Source organism: Parabacteroides sp. TM07-1AC (assembly GCF_003480915.1).
In the GTDB taxonomy this organism is placed as follows: Bacteria; Bacteroidota; Bacteroidia; order Bacteroidales; family Tannerellaceae; genus Parabacteroides; species Parabacteroides chongii.
Genome location: NZ_QUKD01000016.1, coordinates 25,783 through 39,766, shown reverse-complemented (window position 1 = coordinate 39,766; position 13,984 = coordinate 25,783). Strand labels below are relative to the sequence as shown.

Here is a 13,984-nt window from a genome sequence, read left to right as displayed (position 1 = left end):
TTAATAAGCGGCAACTGAGCCTGTACGACCCTTAATTCTTCCTGACTTTAACAAACCGTCATAATGACGCATCAACAAATGACTTTCGACTTGCTGTAACGTATCCAACACTACACCAACCAAAATCAACAAAGATGTTCCTCCAAAGAACTGAGAGAACTCCATACTCACACCAGCGATTCTTGCAAAAGCAGGCATAATAGCTACTAATGCCAGGAAGAATGCACCTGGAAGAGTAATGCGGTCCATGATTGTATCCAGATAGTCTTTGGTACTTTTTCCAGGTTTAACACCCGGAATAAATCCATTGTTTCTCTTCAAATCATCAGCCATCTGCGTCGGATTGATCGTGATAGCTGTATAGAAATAAGTAAAGAGGATAATCAATACCGCAAAAACGAAGTTATACCAAAAACCGGTATTATCCATAAATGCAGCCCAAAAACCACTTTGATCACCAGTACTAGAGAATCCTACAATAGAAATAGGAATAAACATAATTGCCTGAGCAAAGATGATAGGCATAACGTTCGCAGCATTTACCTTTAACGGGATATACTGACGTGCGCCACCATACTGTTTGTTTCCTATAATTCTCTTTGCGTACTGTACGGGCACTTTACGAGTTCCCTGAACCAGCAAAATAGCACCGGCAATAACAAGTAAAAGAAACAGCATCTCAAACAAGAACATAACCAGACCACCAGTTTTTTCACTTGTTCTTGAAATAAATTCCTGGAACAATGAATGGGGCAGACGGGCTATGATACCAATCAAAATGATAAATGAAATACCATTTCCAACACCTTTATCTGTAATTCTTTCACCTAGCCATAAGATAAACATACTTCCTGCAGCCAAAATAATAGTAGAAGAGACAGTAAACATGATACCCGGAGGTAATGCTGCACCAGCGGCTTTCAACTGAACACTCAGATTCACAAGATAAGTCGGTCCCTGGAATAACAGGATAGCTACTGTCAAATAGCGTGTCCACTGATTGATCTTTCTACGACCACTCTCGCCTTCTCTCTGTAGTTTCTGGAAAGAAGGAACTGCTATGGCTAACAACTGCATAACAATTGAAGCGGAAATATAAGGCATAATACCCAATGCAAAAATTGAAGCATTAGAGAATGCACCACCTGAAAACATATCCAACAGTGCAAGCAATCCGCCTCTTGTCTGCGCCTGTAAAGCGGTTAACGCTTGAGGATCAATACCAGGAAGTACTACATACGTTCCGAAGCGATATATAGCCACCAATAAAAGAGTGGTGAGGATCCGATTTCTCAGATCCTCAATCTTCCAGATATTTTTTATTGTTTCAACTGCTCTCATGACTTAGAGTTTAACAACAGTTCCACCTGCGGCCTGGATAGCTGCTTCTGCACTCTTAGAGAAAGCGTGAGCTTCAACATCTAATTTAACAGTCAGGCTACCATTACCAAGAATTTTAACCAATTGAGATGAAGAAATAAAACCAGCTTCGATCAATTCGTTAACACCAATTTTAGTTAAGTTCTGAGCTTCAGCCATTAACTGTAATGTAGCGATATTGATAGCTTTATATTCAACACGATTAATATTCTTGAAACCAAATTTAGGCAAACGTCTCTGAATTGGCATCTGACCACCTTCAAATCCGATCTTTCTTGAATAACCAGATCTAGACTTTGCTCCTTTATGACCTCTTGTTGAAGTTCCTCCTAATCCTGAACCCGGACCACGGCCGATTCTTTTTCTGGTCTTAGTAGATCCTTCAGCAGGTTTTAAATTTGATAAGTTCATATCTTATAATTTATTTTTTCAACCAATTATTACTTTTCTACTGAAACCAAATGTTTCACTTTCTCAACCATGCCCAAGATAGCCGGAGTAGCTTCATGTTCTACTACACGGTTCAACTTTGTCAGGCCCAGTGCATCCAGTGTTCTTTTTTGGTCTTTCGGGCACTTAATTCTACTCTTAACTTGTTTAATTTTAATAGTCGCCATAATTTTTCCTCCCTAATTAACCTCTAAACACTTTTTCAACAGCAATACCTCTATTCTGAGCAACAGTAAACGGACTTCTCAATTCACTCAAAGCAGCAATAGTAGCTTTTACTAAGTTGTGAGGGTTTGAAGAACCTTTAGACTTTGCCAAAACGTCAGTAATACCAACACTTTCCAATACAGCACGCATAGCACCACCGGCTTTTACACCAGTACCATGAGATGCCGGTCTGATCAGCACCTGTGCACCACCGAATTTAGCAAGTTGTTCGTGAGGAATAGTACCTTTGTGAACAGGAACCTTGATCAAATTCTTTTTAGCAGCTTCTACACCTTTAGCGATAGCTGTCGTTACTTCACCAGCTTTACCTAAGCCCCAACCGATGATACCGTCTTCGTTTCCTACTACTACGATAGCAGCAAAACTAAAAGTACGTCCACCTTTTGTAACTTTAGTTACGCGGTTGATTGCAACCAATCTGTCCTTCAACTCTAAGTCGTTGGTCGATTTAACTCTATTATTAACTCCTGCCATCTTCATTAAAATTTAAGGCCGCCGTTACGTGCAGCATCTGCTAATTCTTTAATTCTCCCATGATACAGGTAACCATTACGGTCGAAAACAACAGTCTGAATACCAGCTTCCTGAGCTGATTTAGCTATTAATTCGCCAACTTTTGCAGCAACTTCCTTTTTAGGAGCTTTTACATCCAGCTTCAAAGAAGAAGCAGCAGCCAAAGTCTTACCTGTAGTATCATCTATAACCTGTGCATAGATCTGCTTATTGCTTCTAAACACAGTAAGGCGCGGACGTTCAGAAGTACCTGATACTTTACCGCGAATGCCTTGTTTTATTTTTAATCTTCTTTCTTCCTTCGTTGTCATGATAATTTCAGTTTACGTAGATTACTTACCTGCTGATTTACCAGACTTTCTGCGAATTTCTTCACCCACGAACTTGATACCCTTACCTTTATACGGTTCCGGCATTCTGAATGAACGAATCTTAGCACAAATCTGACCTAATAATTGTTTATCAGCTGATTCAAGGATAATAAGAGGATTCTTATTTCTCTCAGTCTTCGTTTCAACCTTCACTTCCTTAGGTAACTGCATGTAGATGTTGTGAGTATAACCTAAAGAAAGATCCAACAGCTGTCCTGTGTTAGTCACACGATAACCAACACCGACCAGTTCCAGTTCTTTCTTGTATCCTTCAGATACACCGATCACCATATTGTTGATCAAAGAACGATACAAACCATGTAATGCACGATGGTTCTTGTCGTCAGTCGGTCTTGTTAAATGCATAACTCCATCTTCCAGAGTTACATTAATATCAGGATTAACAGCCTGAGTCATTTCGCCCTTAGGACCTTTTACAGTCACTACGCTATCCTTAATCGTAACCGTTACACCGGCTGGCACATGAATTGGTAATTTTCCTATTCTTGACATTCTTCTTTCCTCCTAATTAATAAACATAACATAATACTTCGCCACCGATTTTAAGATCGCGGGCTTCTTTGTCTGTCATCACACCCTTAGAAGTAGAAAGAACGGCAATACCTAAACCATTCAATACTCTCGGCATTTCTTTGTAACCAGTGTACTTACGCAAACCTGGAGAAGAAACTCTCTCAAGTTTCTTGATTGCATTCACTTTGTTTACCAAGTCGTACTTCAAGGCAATCTTAATTGTACCCTGAGGACCTTCTTCTACAAACTTAAAATTAAGAATGTAGCCCTTTTCGAAAAGGATCTTCGTGATCTCTTTCTTTAAATTTGACGCCGGCACTTCAACAACTCTGTGCTTCGCTTTGATTGCGTTACGCAATCTTGTCAAATAATCTGCAATAGGATCTGTCATATATAAATGAATTAAATTGATCCGGCCACCCGGACAATATTTAAATAAAAAAACTTACCAACTTGCTTTCTTTACACCCGGGATTAAACCATTGGATGCCATTTCACGGAATTGAATACGTGAAATGCCGAACTGGCGTACATACCCTTTCGGACGTCCTGTGATCTTGCAACGGTTGTGCAAACGTACAGGAGAAGCATTTTTAGGTAAAGCCTGCAAAGCTTCATAGTCGCCGGCAGCTTTCAATTCTGCTCTTTTAGCAGCATATTTAGCTACAAGCTTTGCTCTCTTAACCTCGCGGGCTTTCATTGATTCCTTAGCCATAACTTAGTCTTTTTTTGCATTTTTAAAAGGCAACCCAAATTCTCTCAACAGAGCATACCCTTCTTCATCTGTTTTCGCAGAGGTCACAAAGGTAATATTCATTCCTAATATTTTAGTAATATTATCGATATTAATTTCAGGAAAAATAATCTGTTCCTGAATACCCATGGTATAATTACCTCTACCATCTAATTTACTTTCAATACCTTTGAAGTCACGAATACGCGGAAGAGCGATACGAACTAATCTTTCCAAAAATTCGTACATTTGCTCGCGGCGCAGTGTTACCATCACACCGATCGGCATTTTTTTACGTAACTTAAAGTTTGAGATATCCTTTTTAGATACTGTCGCAACAGCTTTCTGACCTGTAATTGTAGACAATTCGCTGATAGCGATATCAATGATCTTCTTGTCAGCAGCAGCCATACCTAATCCCTGATTGATAACAATCTTTTTCAGTACAGGAACCTGCATTACTGATTTATATCCGAACTCTTTCGTCAAAGCAGGAACAATTCTGTCCTGATATTCTTTTTTAAGACTGGCAGTATTGCTCATTACTTAATTTCCTCCCCTGATTTTTTAGAATAACGAACTAAAGCACCTTCTGCATTTTCCTTACGGCCGATACGCGTCGGTTTTCCAGATTTAGGGTCAACCACGTTCAGGTTTGAAAGATGGATAGGAGCTTCTTTCTTTTCAATTCCTCCTTGCGGATTCTTTGCATTAGGCTTGGTATGCTTTGATACCATATTAACGCCTTCAACAATAGCACGGTTCTCGTCTACGAGCACCTGTAAAACACGACCTGTTTTACCTTTGTCTTCGCCGGCATTAACAAAAACTATATCGCCTTTTTTGATATGTAATTTACTCATTACCTTAAATTTTACGAATTAAAGTACTTCAGGTGCAAGTGAAACAATTTTCATATTTGTTGCACGAAGTTCTCTGGCAACCGGACCGAAGATACGGCTTCCACGAATATCACCACCGGCATTCAACAATACGCAAGCGTTATCATCGAAACGGATGTATGAACCATCCTGGCGACGGATTTCTTTTTTAGTGCGAACAATGATAGCTTTAGAAACAGCACCCTTCTTCACGTCACTTGACGGGATTACACTCTTAATTGCAACTACAATTACATCCCCAACAGTGGCATAGCGTTTTCTTGTTCCGCCTAAAACACGGATACATAATGCTTCTTTTGCGCCACTGTTATCTGCTACTACTAGTCTTGATTCTTGTTGTATCATGTTACTTAGCTCTTTCGATTATTTGAACTAATCTCCATCTCTTTGTTTTGCTCAAAGGACGAGTTTCCATAATTTTTACGGTATCACCTATATTACACTCGTTCTTTTCGTCATGAGCATGATATTTCTTCGTTTTATTAACGAACTTACCATAAATGGGGTGTTTTTCCTTCCATTTAATAGCAACAGTGATGCTTTTTTCCATCTTGTTGCTAGTAACCACGCCCGTTCTTTCTTTTCTTAAATTTCTAGTTTCCATCAGGCTCAATTATTTGTTGTTAAGTTCTCTCTGGCGCAATTCTGTTTTCATGCGCGCAATCATCCTGCGTTGTTGTTTAATCTGAGCAGGGTTGTCTGTCGGAGAGATAGTGTGGTTAATAACCTTCTGATCGTAGGCAGCAACCTCAGCATCTACTCTTTCAAGCAATTCTTTTGTGCTTAATTCTCTAATTTCTGCAATCTTCATAACAATTACGCATTTTGATTAGCCATATCATAATCACGTCTCACAACAAACTTCGTTGTCACCGGAAGCTTTTGAGCAGCTAAGCGCAAAGCTTCTTTGGCAATATCAAAGGGAACACCTTCGATTTCGAAAATAAGACGACCTGGAGTAACAGGCGCAACAAATCCTTCTGGATTACCTTTACCTTTACCCATACGTACTTCGGCCGGTTTCTTTGTAATAGGTTTATCCGGGAAAATCCGAACCCAAACCTGACCTTGACGTTGCATATAACGAGTTACCGCGATACGGGCAGCTTCAATCTGGCGACCGGTAATCCATTTATTCTCTAACGCTTTTATACCAAACGAACCGAATGCCAGCTGGTTGCCACGTTGAGCTTCACCCTTCATGCGGCCTTTCTGCTGTCTTCTGAACTTGGTTTTCTTTGGTTGTAACATCTCTTCTTAATTCTAACGTTTAACGATTAGCTTTCTTTCTCTTGAAGTTTTTATCTCCTCTGTTGCCACCGGCATTGTCATTTCTGCGGCCTGAATCTTTAGAGGCAGTGAATGAAGGAGCAAGATCTCTCTTACCATAAACTTCACCACGGCAGATCCACACCTTGATACCCAGCAAGCCAACTTTCGTCAACGCTTCAGCCAAAGCGTAATCGATATCTGCTCTCAGAGTGTGTAACGGAGTTCTTCCTTCTTTGTACATTTCAGAACGGGCCATTTCAGCACCATTCAAACGACCAGATACTTGCACTTTAATACCTTCGGCACCCATTCTCATGGTAGAGGCGATAGCCATCTTGATAGCACGACGGTAAGCAATTTTTCCTTCAAGCTGACGAGCAATATTGTTTGCAACAATGACTGCGTCTAATTCGGGTCTTTTTACCTCAAAGATGTTGATCTGAACTTCTTTGTCGGTAATCTTTTTCAACTCTTCTTTCAATTTATCAACTTCCTGACCACCTTTACCGATGATAATGCCCGGACGTGATGTGCAAACTGTTATTGTGATCAACTTAAGCGTACGTTCAATAACGATACGAGATACACTAGCTTTAGCAAGACGAGCATTCAGATATTTACGAATTTTGCTATCTTCCAGCAAAGTATCTCCGTAATTCTTGCCGCCATACCAATTGGAATCCCAACCACGGATGATTCCTAAACGATTACTAACCGGATTAACTTTTTGTCCCATCTACAATTAATTTTGACTATCGTTTTTACTAAGTGTATCCACAAACAAGGTTACATGGTTCGAACGTTTACGAATTCTGTATCCTCTACCCTGGGGAGCCGGACGCATTCTCTTCAATGTAGTAGCGCAGTCTACGCTGATTGAAGAAACAAACAACTCACCAGTTTCTGCTTTACGTTCATTTTTCTGCTCCCAATTGGCAATTGCTGAACGAAGCAATTTTTCTACTCTTGCTGCAGCTTCCTTGTTAGAAAACTTCAAAACACCAAGTGCACGGAATACTTCCATACCGCGGATCATGTCTACAACGAGACGCATCTTACGCGGAGAAGTAGGTACATTACGCAATTTTGCGAAGTACATGGTCTTTTGGGCTTCTTTTCTTGCTTCAGCTGATATTCTTTTTCTAGCACCCATTTTTATTGATTCTTTTTATTTTCAGATTCCTGAATTCCTGTTACTACCGATAATTATTTCTTCTTGTTACCGGCGTGACCACGGAACGTACGAGTTGGTGAAAATTCTCCCAACTTGTGACCTACCATATTCTCGGTTACAAAAACAGGAATAAATTTATTTCCATTGTGAACTGCAATAGTATGGCCTACGAAATCAGGCGAGATCATTGAAGCTCTTGCCCATGTCTTAACTACGGCTTTCTTTCCTGACTCATTCATAGTCAAGACTTTCTTTTCCAGCTTTACGTTAATATACGGGCCTTTTTTTAGTGAACGACTCATAGTTTACTTAATTAATCAGATTATTTCTTTCTTCTTTCAATAATATACTTTGAAGAATGCTTCTTCGGAGCTCTTGTCTTCAAGCCCTTAGCATACAAGCCTGTACGAGATCTTGGATGACCTCCGGAAGCACGACCTTCACCACCACCCATTGGGTGATCAACCGGGTTCATTACAACACCACGGTTGTGAGGACGACGACCTAACCATCTAGAGCGACCGGCTTTACCTGATTTTTCAAGACCATGGTCTGAGTTACCTACACTACCAATTGTAGCCTTACATGCAGCAAGAATCTTTCTGGTTTCGCCAGAAGGCATCTTAATAATTGCATAAGCACCTTCTTTAGAAGTCAACTGAGCAAATGCACCTGCAGAACGTACCATTTTAGCACCCTGTCCAGGACGAAGCTCAATATTGTGAATAATAGTACCAACGGGAATATTTGCCATAGGCAAAGTATTACCTACCTCAGGAGCGGCATCGCTACCTGAAACCACTGTCTGGCCAACTTCCAAGCCGTTCGGAGCGATGATATAGCTCTTTGCTCCGTCAGCATAATACAATAAAGCGATACGAGAAGTACGGTTTGGATCGTACTCGATAGACTTTACTGTTGCAGGAATGCCATCTTTATTTCTCTTGAAATCGATAATTCTGTACTTTTGTTTGTGACCGCCACCAAGATAACGCATAGTCATCTTACCTGTGTTGTTACGACCACCAGTACTGCTCTTACCTACCACAAGAGACTTCTCTGGTGTACTTGCAGTGATTTTATCAAATGCACCAATAACTTTGTGTCTCTGCCCCGGTGTTGTGGGCTTTAATTTACGTATTCCCATTTCTTTTTTTAGATATTACTAAAGAAATCTATTGTTTCTCCTTCTTTCAACGTTACGATTGCCTTCTTAAAAGCTGATTGTTTACCATTGATAATACCTGATTTTGTATAACGGCTTTTCTGCTTGCCAGAGTAGTTGATGGTGTTAACATCAACTACGGTTACATTATACATATCCTGTACAGCTTTTTTGATCTCCAACTTGTTGGCATCAGGAGAAACACGAAAACCATAGCGATTAGCCATTTTTTCTGTAATCGCTGTTTGCTTCTCTGTTACTATAGGTTTAATGATAATTCCCATTTCTTTACTCCTTATGCATTAAAAAGTTTTTCTATAACAGCAACAGAGCTTTCAGTCAAAACCAAATTAGCTGCATCAAGCACTTTGTATGTGTTTAATTCAGAGGCTGTTATAACATTTGTCTTTTCTAAATTACGAGCCGACAAATATACAAAATTATTTTTCTCCGGTAAAACCATAAGTAACTTTTTATCAGCCACTTTCAGGTTTTTAGCAATTGTTACAAATTCTTTAGTCTTCGGAGCTTCCAGAGCGAAATCTTCTACAACTACAATTGCATTATTTTTAGCTTTATAAGCCAAAGCAGACTTACGAGCCAGACCTTTTACCTTCTTATTCAATTTGAACTCATAATCTCTCGGTTTCGGACCGAAAACGCGAGCACCACCAACCAATACAGGAGAGTTGATATCACCACGACGGGCTCCACCACCACCTTTCTGACGGATCAGTTTGCGTGTACTACCAGAGATCTCACTTCTTTCTTTCGATTTGTGAGTACCCTGACGCTGGTTAGCCAAATACTGTTTTACATCCAGGTAGATGGCATGATCATTGGGTTCAATGCCGAAGATAGCATCGTTCAAAGTTACCTTTCTTCCGGTATCTTCACCTTTAATATTAAATACGCTCAGTTCCATTACTTTTCAATTAATACGATTGAACCTTTTGCTCCTGGAACAGATCCTTTAACCAATAAAAGATTGTGTTCCGGCATTACCTTGATCACTTCCAGGTTCTGAACTGTTACACGTTCATTACCCATCTGTCCGGCCATACGCATGCCCTTGAATACCTTTGCAGGGTAAGAACAAGCACCAATACCACCGGGAGCACGCAAACGGTTATGCTGACCGTGAGTAGTCTGACCTACACCACCGAAACCATGACGTTTTACTACACCCTGGAAACCTTTACCTTTTGATGTACCAACTACATCAACGAAACCTGCATTTTCCAGATAATCCACAGTGATCACGTCACCCAGATTGTATGCAGTTTCAAAATTCTTGAACTCGGCCAAGTATCTCTTGGGAGTTACACCGGCTTTTTTGAAGTGACCCATTTCAGGCTGTGTAGTATGTTTCTCTTTTTTGTCTTCGAAACCTAACTGTACAGCTTCATAGCCATCTTTTTCCAAAGTCTTAATCTGTGTAACAACACAAGGACCCACTTCGATAACAGTGCATGGAAGATTCTTTCCCTCGGCACTGAAAACGGATGTCATTCCGATTTTTTTTCCTAATAATCCTGGCATTTCACTTAATTTTTAAATAACTCACACTTTAATTTCTACTTCAACACCGCTGGGTAATTCCAGCTTCATCAATGCGTCAACTGTTTTTGCAGTTGAGCTATAGATATCTATCAATCTTTTATAAGATGACAGTTCGAACTGCTCACGTGATTTCTTATTAACGAAAGTAGAGCGGTTCACAGTAAAGATACGCTTGTGTGTAGGCAGAGGAATCGGTCCGCTAACAACAGCACCTGTAGCCTTTACCGTCTTCACGATCTTCTCGGCAGACTTGTCTACCAGAGAATAATCGTAAGACTTTAATTTAATTCTGATCTTTTGGCTCATATTGTTATATATGTTTCTAAATTATTTGATCAAATCAGCACGACCCTGTACTTCTGTCAGTACCTGCTTAGCGATAGAAGAAGATACCTGAGCATAGTGAGAGAACTGCATTGAAGATGTTGCACGACCTGAAGTGATAGTACGCAAAGCAGTTACATAACCGAATGTTTCTGCCAAAGGCACTTTCGCTTTAACAACACGTGCACCGGTACGGCTTGTTTCCATGCCTTCTACTTGACCGCGACGTTTGTTCAAGTCACCGATAACATCACCCATGCTCTCTTCCGGAGTAACAACCTCCATCTGCATGATCGGTTCCATCAAAGCAGGACCTGCCTTTTCAGAAGCGTTCTTGAATGCCTGAATAGCACAGATTTCGAATGACAACTGGTCAGAGTCAACCGGGTGGAATGAACCATCGATCAAAGTCACTTTCAGCTTATCCAACGGATAACCGGCAAGGATACCGTTCTTCATAGCCTTTTCGAAACCTTTCTGAACAGAAGGGATAAATTCTTTAGGAACGTTACCACCCTTTACTTCGTCAATGAACTGCAGAGTACCTTCGAAATTTTCGTCAGCCGGTTCAACGCGAACGATGATATCAGCAAACTTACCACGACCACCAGACTGTTTCTTATAAACTTCACGAAGTTCAACAGGCTTAGTGATAGCTTCTTTATAAGTAACCTGAGGTTTACCCTGATTACATTCAACCTTAAACTCACGACGCAAACGGTCAACGATGATATCGAGGTGAAGCTCACCCATACCGCTAATAACAGTCTGACCTGTTTCTTCGTTAGTCTGTACACGGAATGTAGGATCTTCTTCAGCCAGCTTAGCCAATCCCATACCCAGTTTATCCAGGTCTTTCTGAGTTTTAGGCTCTACTGCGATACCGATAACCGGATCCGGGAAGTCCATAGATTCCAATGTGATCGGATGATTTTCGTCACACAAAGTATCACCAGTACGGATATCTTTGAAACCTACACCTGCACCAATATCACCACAACCGATAGTTTCCATCGGGTTCTGTTTGTTTGAGTGCATCTGGAACAGACGAGAAATACGTTCTTTCTTACCTGAACGAGTATTGTAAACGTAAGAACCTGCATTCAATGAACCTGCATACACACGGAAGAAGCACAAACGTCCTACATAAGGGTCTGTTGCAATCTTAAATGCCAAAGCAGTCAACGGTTCTTCAAACAACGGCTTACGGATAATTACTTTTTCGGGATCATTAGGATCAGTACCTTCGATAGCAGGAGTATCTTCAGGAGAAGGCAGGAATGCACACACAGCGTCAAGCAATGTCTGAACACCTTTGTTCTTGAAAGAAGAACCACAAGTCATCGGGTTGATCTGCATAGCCAATGTACCTTTACGGATAGCCACCTTGATTTCTTCTTCTGTGATAGTAGAAGGATCATCGAAGTATTTTTCCATAATAGCATCATCACATTCAGCCAATGCTTCCAACATTTTGTCGCGCCATTCTTCAGCTTCAGCCTGCAGGTCAGCAGGAATTTCTTCAACTGAATATTCAGCACCCATTGATTCGTCATGCCAGAAAATAGCTTTCATCTTAATGAGGTCTACTACACCTTTGAAAGTTTCTTCTGCACCGATAGGAATTTGGATAGGACACGGATGAGCACCCAGTACATCCTTCATCTGACGGATAACTTCGTAATAGTTTGCACCAGAACGGTCCATTTTGTTAACGTAACCGATACGAGGTACATTATATTTATCAGCCTGACGCCATACAGTTTCAGACTGAGGTTCAACACCACCTACTGCACAAAAAGTAGCAACAGCACCATCCAGTACACGAAGTGAACGTTCAACCTCTACTGTGAAGTCAACGTGTCCCGGAGTGTCGATCAAGTTGATCTTATACTTGTCACCCAAGTAGTTCCAGAAAGTTGTTGTAGCAGCAGAAGTAATTGTAATACCACGTTCCTGCTCCTGAGCCATCCAGTCCATGGTAGCAGTACCATCATGTGTTTCACCGATCTTATGCGTCAAACCTGTGTAGAAAAGAATACGTTCAGAAGTCGTAGTCTTACCTGCATCGATGTGCGCCATGATACCGATGTTTCTTGTAAACATTAATTGTTTATCGTTTGCCATTGTATATCCTTTATGCTAAATTAAAATCTGAAGTGAGCGAATGCACGGTTAGCTTCAGCCATACGATGCATATCTTCTTTTCTTTTGAATGCGCCGCCCTGGTTGTTGTAAGCATCTACAATCTCTGCAGACAGCTTGTCAGACATTGTCTTACCACCTCTCTTACGTGAGAAGATAATAAGGTTCTTCATAGAAATTGATTCTTTACGATCGGGGCGAATTTCAGTAGGTACCTGGAAAGTAGCACCACCTACACGGCGTGACTTCACTTCGACTTGAGGGGTAATATTGTCGAGTGCAGCTTTCCAAATTTCGAGAGCAGACTTTTCTTCGTTAGGCAATTTAGCCTTAACGTTTTCCAGAGCGGAATAGAAAATTTCGAAGGCAGTATTTTTCTTGCCATCATACATTAAATGGTTAACGAATCTCGTAACCTTTACATCACCGAAAACAGGATCCGGCAGGATCTGTCTTTTCTTTGGTTTTGCTTTTCTCATTTTGTTTCAAAAATTTCGTTTTTGTCTTTGGTTGCCTTTTTAACTTTGTCTTCAACGGTTCCGCTGAACCATTTACTCAACCTATAGCCTATCCAAATAACTCAAACCAGCTTTAATACTTAAATTTAAATTCTCAGTTTGAAAGGGTGATTTTTACTTCTTTCCTTTTGCTGGAGCAGCACCTGCTTTAGGACGTTTTGCACCGTATTTAGAACGACGCTGAGTACGACCGTTAACGCCAGCTGTATCCAAGGTACCACGTACAATGTGATAACGTACACCAGGAAGGTCCTTTACACGACCACCACGTACTAATACGATAGAGTGTTCCTGCAGGTTATGTCCTTCTCCCGGAATGTAAGAGTTTACTTCTTTACCATTTGTCAAACGAACTCTCGCTACTTTACGCATTGCAGAGTTAGGCTTTTTCGGGGTTGTAGTATACACACGTACACAAACGCCACGTCTCTGAGGACATGCATCCAGTGCAGGTGATTTACCTTTTACCACCAAAGTTTCCCTTCCTTTTCTAACTAATTGCTGAATTGTAGGCATTTCTTTTTCTTTTTAAACTTTGAATGTGTTATAATTATATTTATCTCTTTTTCTATTTCAGGCTGCAAAGATACGCATTATTTCCGTATAACCAACGAGTTACAACTCTTTTTCTGCATAATCCGCGCTAAAAACGGTGCAAAGTTACGTAATAGTTTCCGTTTGATTCTGCTCTATAACATTCGAATTTAAACTA

25 protein-coding genes are annotated in these 13,984 nt (G+C 40.6%); all 25 read right to left on the bottom strand.

The window, feature by feature from the left end; genetic code table 11:
* The 25 genes from secY to rpsL all read right to left on the bottom strand — a co-directional run bounded on the left by secY (nucleotide 1) and on the right by rpsL (nucleotide 13,788).
* On the bottom strand, nucleotides 1-1,341 hold the full coding sequence (gene secY, locus DXD68_RS23275; protein ID WP_122363830.1) for a preprotein translocase subunit SecY: 1,341 nt from the start codon (nucleotides 1,339-1,341) through the stop codon (nucleotides 1-3).
* Nucleotides 1,342-1,344: 3 nt separating this feature from the next.
* On the bottom strand, nucleotides 1,345-1,791 hold the full coding sequence (rplO, locus tag DXD68_RS23270; RefSeq protein WP_122363829.1) for a 50S ribosomal protein L15: 447 nt from the start codon (nucleotides 1,789-1,791) through the stop codon (nucleotides 1,345-1,347).
* Nucleotides 1,792-1,820: 29 nt separating this feature from the next.
* Nucleotides 1,821-1,997 carry a 50S ribosomal protein L30 gene (rpmD, locus tag DXD68_RS23265; protein WP_009859531.1) on the bottom strand — a complete coding sequence of 59 codons (177 nt, stop codon included), beginning with the start codon at nucleotides 1,995-1,997 and terminating at the stop codon, nucleotides 1,821-1,823.
* A 16-nt stretch (nucleotides 1,998-2,013) separates the two neighbouring features.
* Nucleotides 2,014-2,532: a 30S ribosomal protein S5 gene (gene rpsE, locus DXD68_RS23260; protein WP_122363864.1), complete on the bottom strand. Its 519-nt coding sequence runs from the start codon at nucleotides 2,530-2,532 to the stop codon at nucleotides 2,014-2,016.
* 5 nt (nucleotides 2,533-2,537) lie between these two features.
* Nucleotides 2,538-2,882: a 50S ribosomal protein L18 gene (gene rplR / locus DXD68_RS23255; protein ID WP_122363828.1), complete on the bottom strand. Its 345-nt coding sequence runs from the start codon at nucleotides 2,880-2,882 to the stop codon at nucleotides 2,538-2,540.
* A gap of 21 nt (nucleotides 2,883-2,903) precedes the next feature.
* Nucleotides 2,904-3,455: a 50S ribosomal protein L6 gene (gene rplF / locus DXD68_RS23250; RefSeq protein WP_122363827.1), complete on the bottom strand. Its 552-nt coding sequence runs from the start codon at nucleotides 3,453-3,455 to the stop codon at nucleotides 2,904-2,906.
* Nucleotides 3,456-3,471: 16 nt separating this feature from the next.
* Complete coding sequence (gene rpsH, locus DXD68_RS23245) at nucleotides 3,472-3,867, bottom strand: 30S ribosomal protein S8 (RefSeq protein WP_122363826.1); 396 nt, start codon at nucleotides 3,865-3,867, stop codon at nucleotides 3,472-3,474.
* Between the two features lie 54 nt (nucleotides 3,868-3,921).
* Entirely contained in the window at nucleotides 3,922-4,191 is a 270-nt protein-coding gene (gene rpsN / locus DXD68_RS23240) for a 30S ribosomal protein S14 (RefSeq protein ID WP_009859536.1), read from the bottom strand.
* 3 nt (nucleotides 4,192-4,194) lie between these two features.
* The gene (gene rplE / locus DXD68_RS23235; RefSeq protein WP_010800552.1) at nucleotides 4,195-4,752 is read right to left on the bottom strand and encodes a 50S ribosomal protein L5; all 558 of its coding nucleotides are present in this window, start codon (nucleotides 4,750-4,752) and stop codon (nucleotides 4,195-4,197) included.
* Nucleotides 4,752-5,072 (bottom strand): 50S ribosomal protein L24, encoded by a 321-nt coding sequence (gene rplX, locus DXD68_RS23230; RefSeq protein WP_122363825.1) that lies wholly within the window; start codon nucleotides 5,070-5,072, stop codon nucleotides 4,752-4,754. Before rplX ends, rplE begins: the two co-directional genes overlap by 1 nt.
* 18 nt (nucleotides 5,073-5,090) lie before the next feature.
* Complete coding sequence (rplN, locus tag DXD68_RS23225) at nucleotides 5,091-5,456, bottom strand: 50S ribosomal protein L14 (RefSeq protein ID WP_046146311.1); 366 nt, start codon at nucleotides 5,454-5,456, stop codon at nucleotides 5,091-5,093.
* Between the two features lies 1 nt (nucleotide 5,457).
* On the bottom strand, nucleotides 5,458-5,715 hold the full coding sequence (rpsQ, locus tag DXD68_RS23220) for a 30S ribosomal protein S17 (RefSeq protein ID WP_028730658.1): 258 nt from the start codon (nucleotides 5,713-5,715) through the stop codon (nucleotides 5,458-5,460).
* 9 nt (nucleotides 5,716-5,724) lie between these two features.
* Entirely contained in the window at nucleotides 5,725-5,922 is a 198-nt protein-coding gene (rpmC, locus tag DXD68_RS23215) for a 50S ribosomal protein L29 (protein WP_075558840.1), read from the bottom strand.
* 5 nt (nucleotides 5,923-5,927) lie between these two features.
* On the bottom strand, nucleotides 5,928-6,362 hold the full coding sequence (rplP, locus tag DXD68_RS23210) for a 50S ribosomal protein L16 (RefSeq protein WP_005634742.1): 435 nt from the start codon (nucleotides 6,360-6,362) through the stop codon (nucleotides 5,928-5,930).
* Between the two features lie 19 nt (nucleotides 6,363-6,381).
* Nucleotides 6,382-7,119 (bottom strand): 30S ribosomal protein S3, encoded by a 738-nt coding sequence (rpsC, locus tag DXD68_RS23205; protein WP_009859541.1) that lies wholly within the window; start codon nucleotides 7,117-7,119, stop codon nucleotides 6,382-6,384.
* A gap of 6 nt (nucleotides 7,120-7,125) precedes the next feature.
* Nucleotides 7,126-7,536, bottom strand: coding sequence for a 50S ribosomal protein L22 (gene rplV / locus DXD68_RS23200; protein ID WP_009859542.1), 411 nt, complete (start codon nucleotides 7,534-7,536; stop codon nucleotides 7,126-7,128).
* A 53-nt stretch (nucleotides 7,537-7,589) separates the two neighbouring features.
* A complete protein-coding gene (gene rpsS, locus DXD68_RS23195; RefSeq protein WP_122357134.1) occupies nucleotides 7,590-7,859 on the bottom strand; it encodes a 30S ribosomal protein S19 in 270 nt (89 codons plus the stop codon).
* A gap of 20 nt (nucleotides 7,860-7,879) precedes the next feature.
* A complete protein-coding gene (gene rplB / locus DXD68_RS23190) occupies nucleotides 7,880-8,704 on the bottom strand; it encodes a 50S ribosomal protein L2 (protein ID WP_009859543.1) in 825 nt (274 codons plus the stop codon).
* Nucleotides 8,705-8,712: 8 nt separating this feature from the next.
* A complete protein-coding gene (rplW, locus tag DXD68_RS23185) occupies nucleotides 8,713-9,006 on the bottom strand; it encodes a 50S ribosomal protein L23 (protein WP_122357131.1) in 294 nt (97 codons plus the stop codon).
* Between the two features lie 11 nt (nucleotides 9,007-9,017).
* Nucleotides 9,018-9,647 (bottom strand): 50S ribosomal protein L4, encoded by a 630-nt coding sequence (gene rplD, locus DXD68_RS23180; RefSeq protein ID WP_009859545.1) that lies wholly within the window; start codon nucleotides 9,645-9,647, stop codon nucleotides 9,018-9,020.
* Complete coding sequence (gene rplC, locus DXD68_RS23175; RefSeq protein WP_009859546.1) at nucleotides 9,647-10,264, bottom strand: 50S ribosomal protein L3; 618 nt, start codon at nucleotides 10,262-10,264, stop codon at nucleotides 9,647-9,649. Before rplC ends, rplD begins: the two co-directional genes overlap by 1 nt.
* 21 nt (nucleotides 10,265-10,285) lie before the next feature.
* The gene (rpsJ, locus tag DXD68_RS23170) at nucleotides 10,286-10,591 is read right to left on the bottom strand and encodes a 30S ribosomal protein S10 (protein ID WP_005634728.1); all 306 of its coding nucleotides are present in this window, start codon (nucleotides 10,589-10,591) and stop codon (nucleotides 10,286-10,288) included.
* A gap of 21 nt (nucleotides 10,592-10,612) precedes the next feature.
* Complete coding sequence (fusA, locus tag DXD68_RS23165; protein WP_122363824.1) at nucleotides 10,613-12,736, bottom strand: elongation factor G; 2,124 nt, start codon at nucleotides 12,734-12,736, stop codon at nucleotides 10,613-10,615.
* Nucleotides 12,737-12,756: 20 nt separating this feature from the next.
* Nucleotides 12,757-13,233 carry a 30S ribosomal protein S7 gene (rpsG, locus tag DXD68_RS23160; protein WP_009859548.1) on the bottom strand — a complete coding sequence of 159 codons (477 nt, stop codon included), beginning with the start codon at nucleotides 13,231-13,233 and terminating at the stop codon, nucleotides 12,757-12,759.
* A 153-nt stretch (nucleotides 13,234-13,386) separates the two neighbouring features.
* On the bottom strand, nucleotides 13,387-13,788 hold the full coding sequence (rpsL, locus tag DXD68_RS23155) for a 30S ribosomal protein S12 (protein ID WP_009859549.1): 402 nt from the start codon (nucleotides 13,786-13,788) through the stop codon (nucleotides 13,387-13,389).
* Nucleotides 13,789-13,984: the final 196 nt, after the last annotated feature.

What these genes read in the sequence shown, in the direction of transcription:
- secY (WP_122363830.1), bottom strand. Translation starts at nt 1,341, where the DNA reads ATGAGAGCAGTTGAAACAATAAAAAATATCTGGAAGATTGAGGATCTG.
- rplO (WP_122363829.1), bottom strand. Translation starts at nt 1,791, where the DNA reads ATGAACTTATCAAATTTAAAACCTGCTGAAGGATCTACTAAGACCAGA.
- rpmD (WP_009859531.1), bottom strand. Translation starts at nt 1,997, where the DNA reads ATGGCGACTATTAAAATTAAACAAGTTAAGAGTAGAATTAAGTGCCCG.
- rpsE (WP_122363864.1), bottom strand. Translation starts at nt 2,532, where the DNA reads ATGGCAGGAGTTAATAATAGAGTTAAATCGACCAACGACTTAGAGTTG.
- rplR (WP_122363828.1), bottom strand. Translation starts at nt 2,882, where the DNA reads ATGACAACGAAGGAAGAAAGAAGATTAAAAATAAAACAAGGCATTCGC.
- rplF (WP_122363827.1), bottom strand. Translation starts at nt 3,455, where the DNA reads ATGTCAAGAATAGGAAAATTACCAATTCATGTGCCAGCCGGTGTAACG.
- rpsH (WP_122363826.1), bottom strand. Translation starts at nt 3,867, where the DNA reads ATGACAGATCCTATTGCAGATTATTTGACAAGATTGCGTAACGCAATC.
- rpsN (WP_009859536.1), bottom strand. Translation starts at nt 4,191, where the DNA reads ATGGCTAAGGAATCAATGAAAGCCCGCGAGGTTAAGAGAGCAAAGCTT.
- rplE (WP_010800552.1), bottom strand. Translation starts at nt 4,752, where the DNA reads ATGAGCAATACTGCCAGTCTTAAAAAAGAATATCAGGACAGAATTGTT.
- rplX (WP_122363825.1), bottom strand. Translation starts at nt 5,072, where the DNA reads ATGAGTAAATTACATATCAAAAAAGGCGATATAGTTTTTGTTAATGCC.
- rplN (WP_046146311.1), bottom strand. Translation starts at nt 5,456, where the DNA reads ATGATACAACAAGAATCAAGACTAGTAGTAGCAGATAACAGTGGCGCA.
- rpsQ (WP_028730658.1), bottom strand. Translation starts at nt 5,715, where the DNA reads ATGGAAACTAGAAATTTAAGAAAAGAAAGAACGGGCGTGGTTACTAGC.
- rpmC (WP_075558840.1), bottom strand. Translation starts at nt 5,922, where the DNA reads ATGAAGATTGCAGAAATTAGAGAATTAAGCACAAAAGAATTGCTTGAA.
- rplP (WP_005634742.1), bottom strand. Translation starts at nt 6,362, where the DNA reads ATGTTACAACCAAAGAAAACCAAGTTCAGAAGACAGCAGAAAGGCCGC.
- rpsC (WP_009859541.1), bottom strand. Translation starts at nt 7,119, where the DNA reads ATGGGACAAAAAGTTAATCCGGTTAGTAATCGTTTAGGAATCATCCGT.
- rplV (WP_009859542.1), bottom strand. Translation starts at nt 7,536, where the DNA reads ATGGGTGCTAGAAAAAGAATATCAGCTGAAGCAAGAAAAGAAGCCCAA.
- rpsS (WP_122357134.1), bottom strand. Translation starts at nt 7,859, where the DNA reads ATGAGTCGTTCACTAAAAAAAGGCCCGTATATTAACGTAAAGCTGGAA.
- rplB (WP_009859543.1), bottom strand. Translation starts at nt 8,704, where the DNA reads ATGGGAATACGTAAATTAAAGCCCACAACACCGGGGCAGAGACACAAA.
- rplW (WP_122357131.1), bottom strand. Translation starts at nt 9,006, where the DNA reads ATGGGAATTATCATTAAACCTATAGTAACAGAGAAGCAAACAGCGATT.
- rplD (WP_009859545.1), bottom strand. Translation starts at nt 9,647, where the DNA reads ATGGAACTGAGCGTATTTAATATTAAAGGTGAAGATACCGGAAGAAAG.
- rplC (WP_009859546.1), bottom strand. Translation starts at nt 10,264, where the DNA reads ATGCCAGGATTATTAGGAAAAAAAATCGGAATGACATCCGTTTTCAGT.
- rpsJ (WP_005634728.1), bottom strand. Translation starts at nt 10,591, where the DNA reads ATGAGCCAAAAGATCAGAATTAAATTAAAGTCTTACGATTATTCTCTG.
- fusA (WP_122363824.1), bottom strand. Translation starts at nt 12,736, where the DNA reads ATGGCAAACGATAAACAATTAATGTTTACAAGAAACATCGGTATCATG.
- rpsG (WP_009859548.1), bottom strand. Translation starts at nt 13,233, where the DNA reads ATGAGAAAAGCAAAACCAAAGAAAAGACAGATCCTGCCGGATCCTGTT.
- rpsL (WP_009859549.1), bottom strand. Translation starts at nt 13,788, where the DNA reads ATGCCTACAATTCAGCAATTAGTTAGAAAAGGAAGGGAAACTTTGGTG.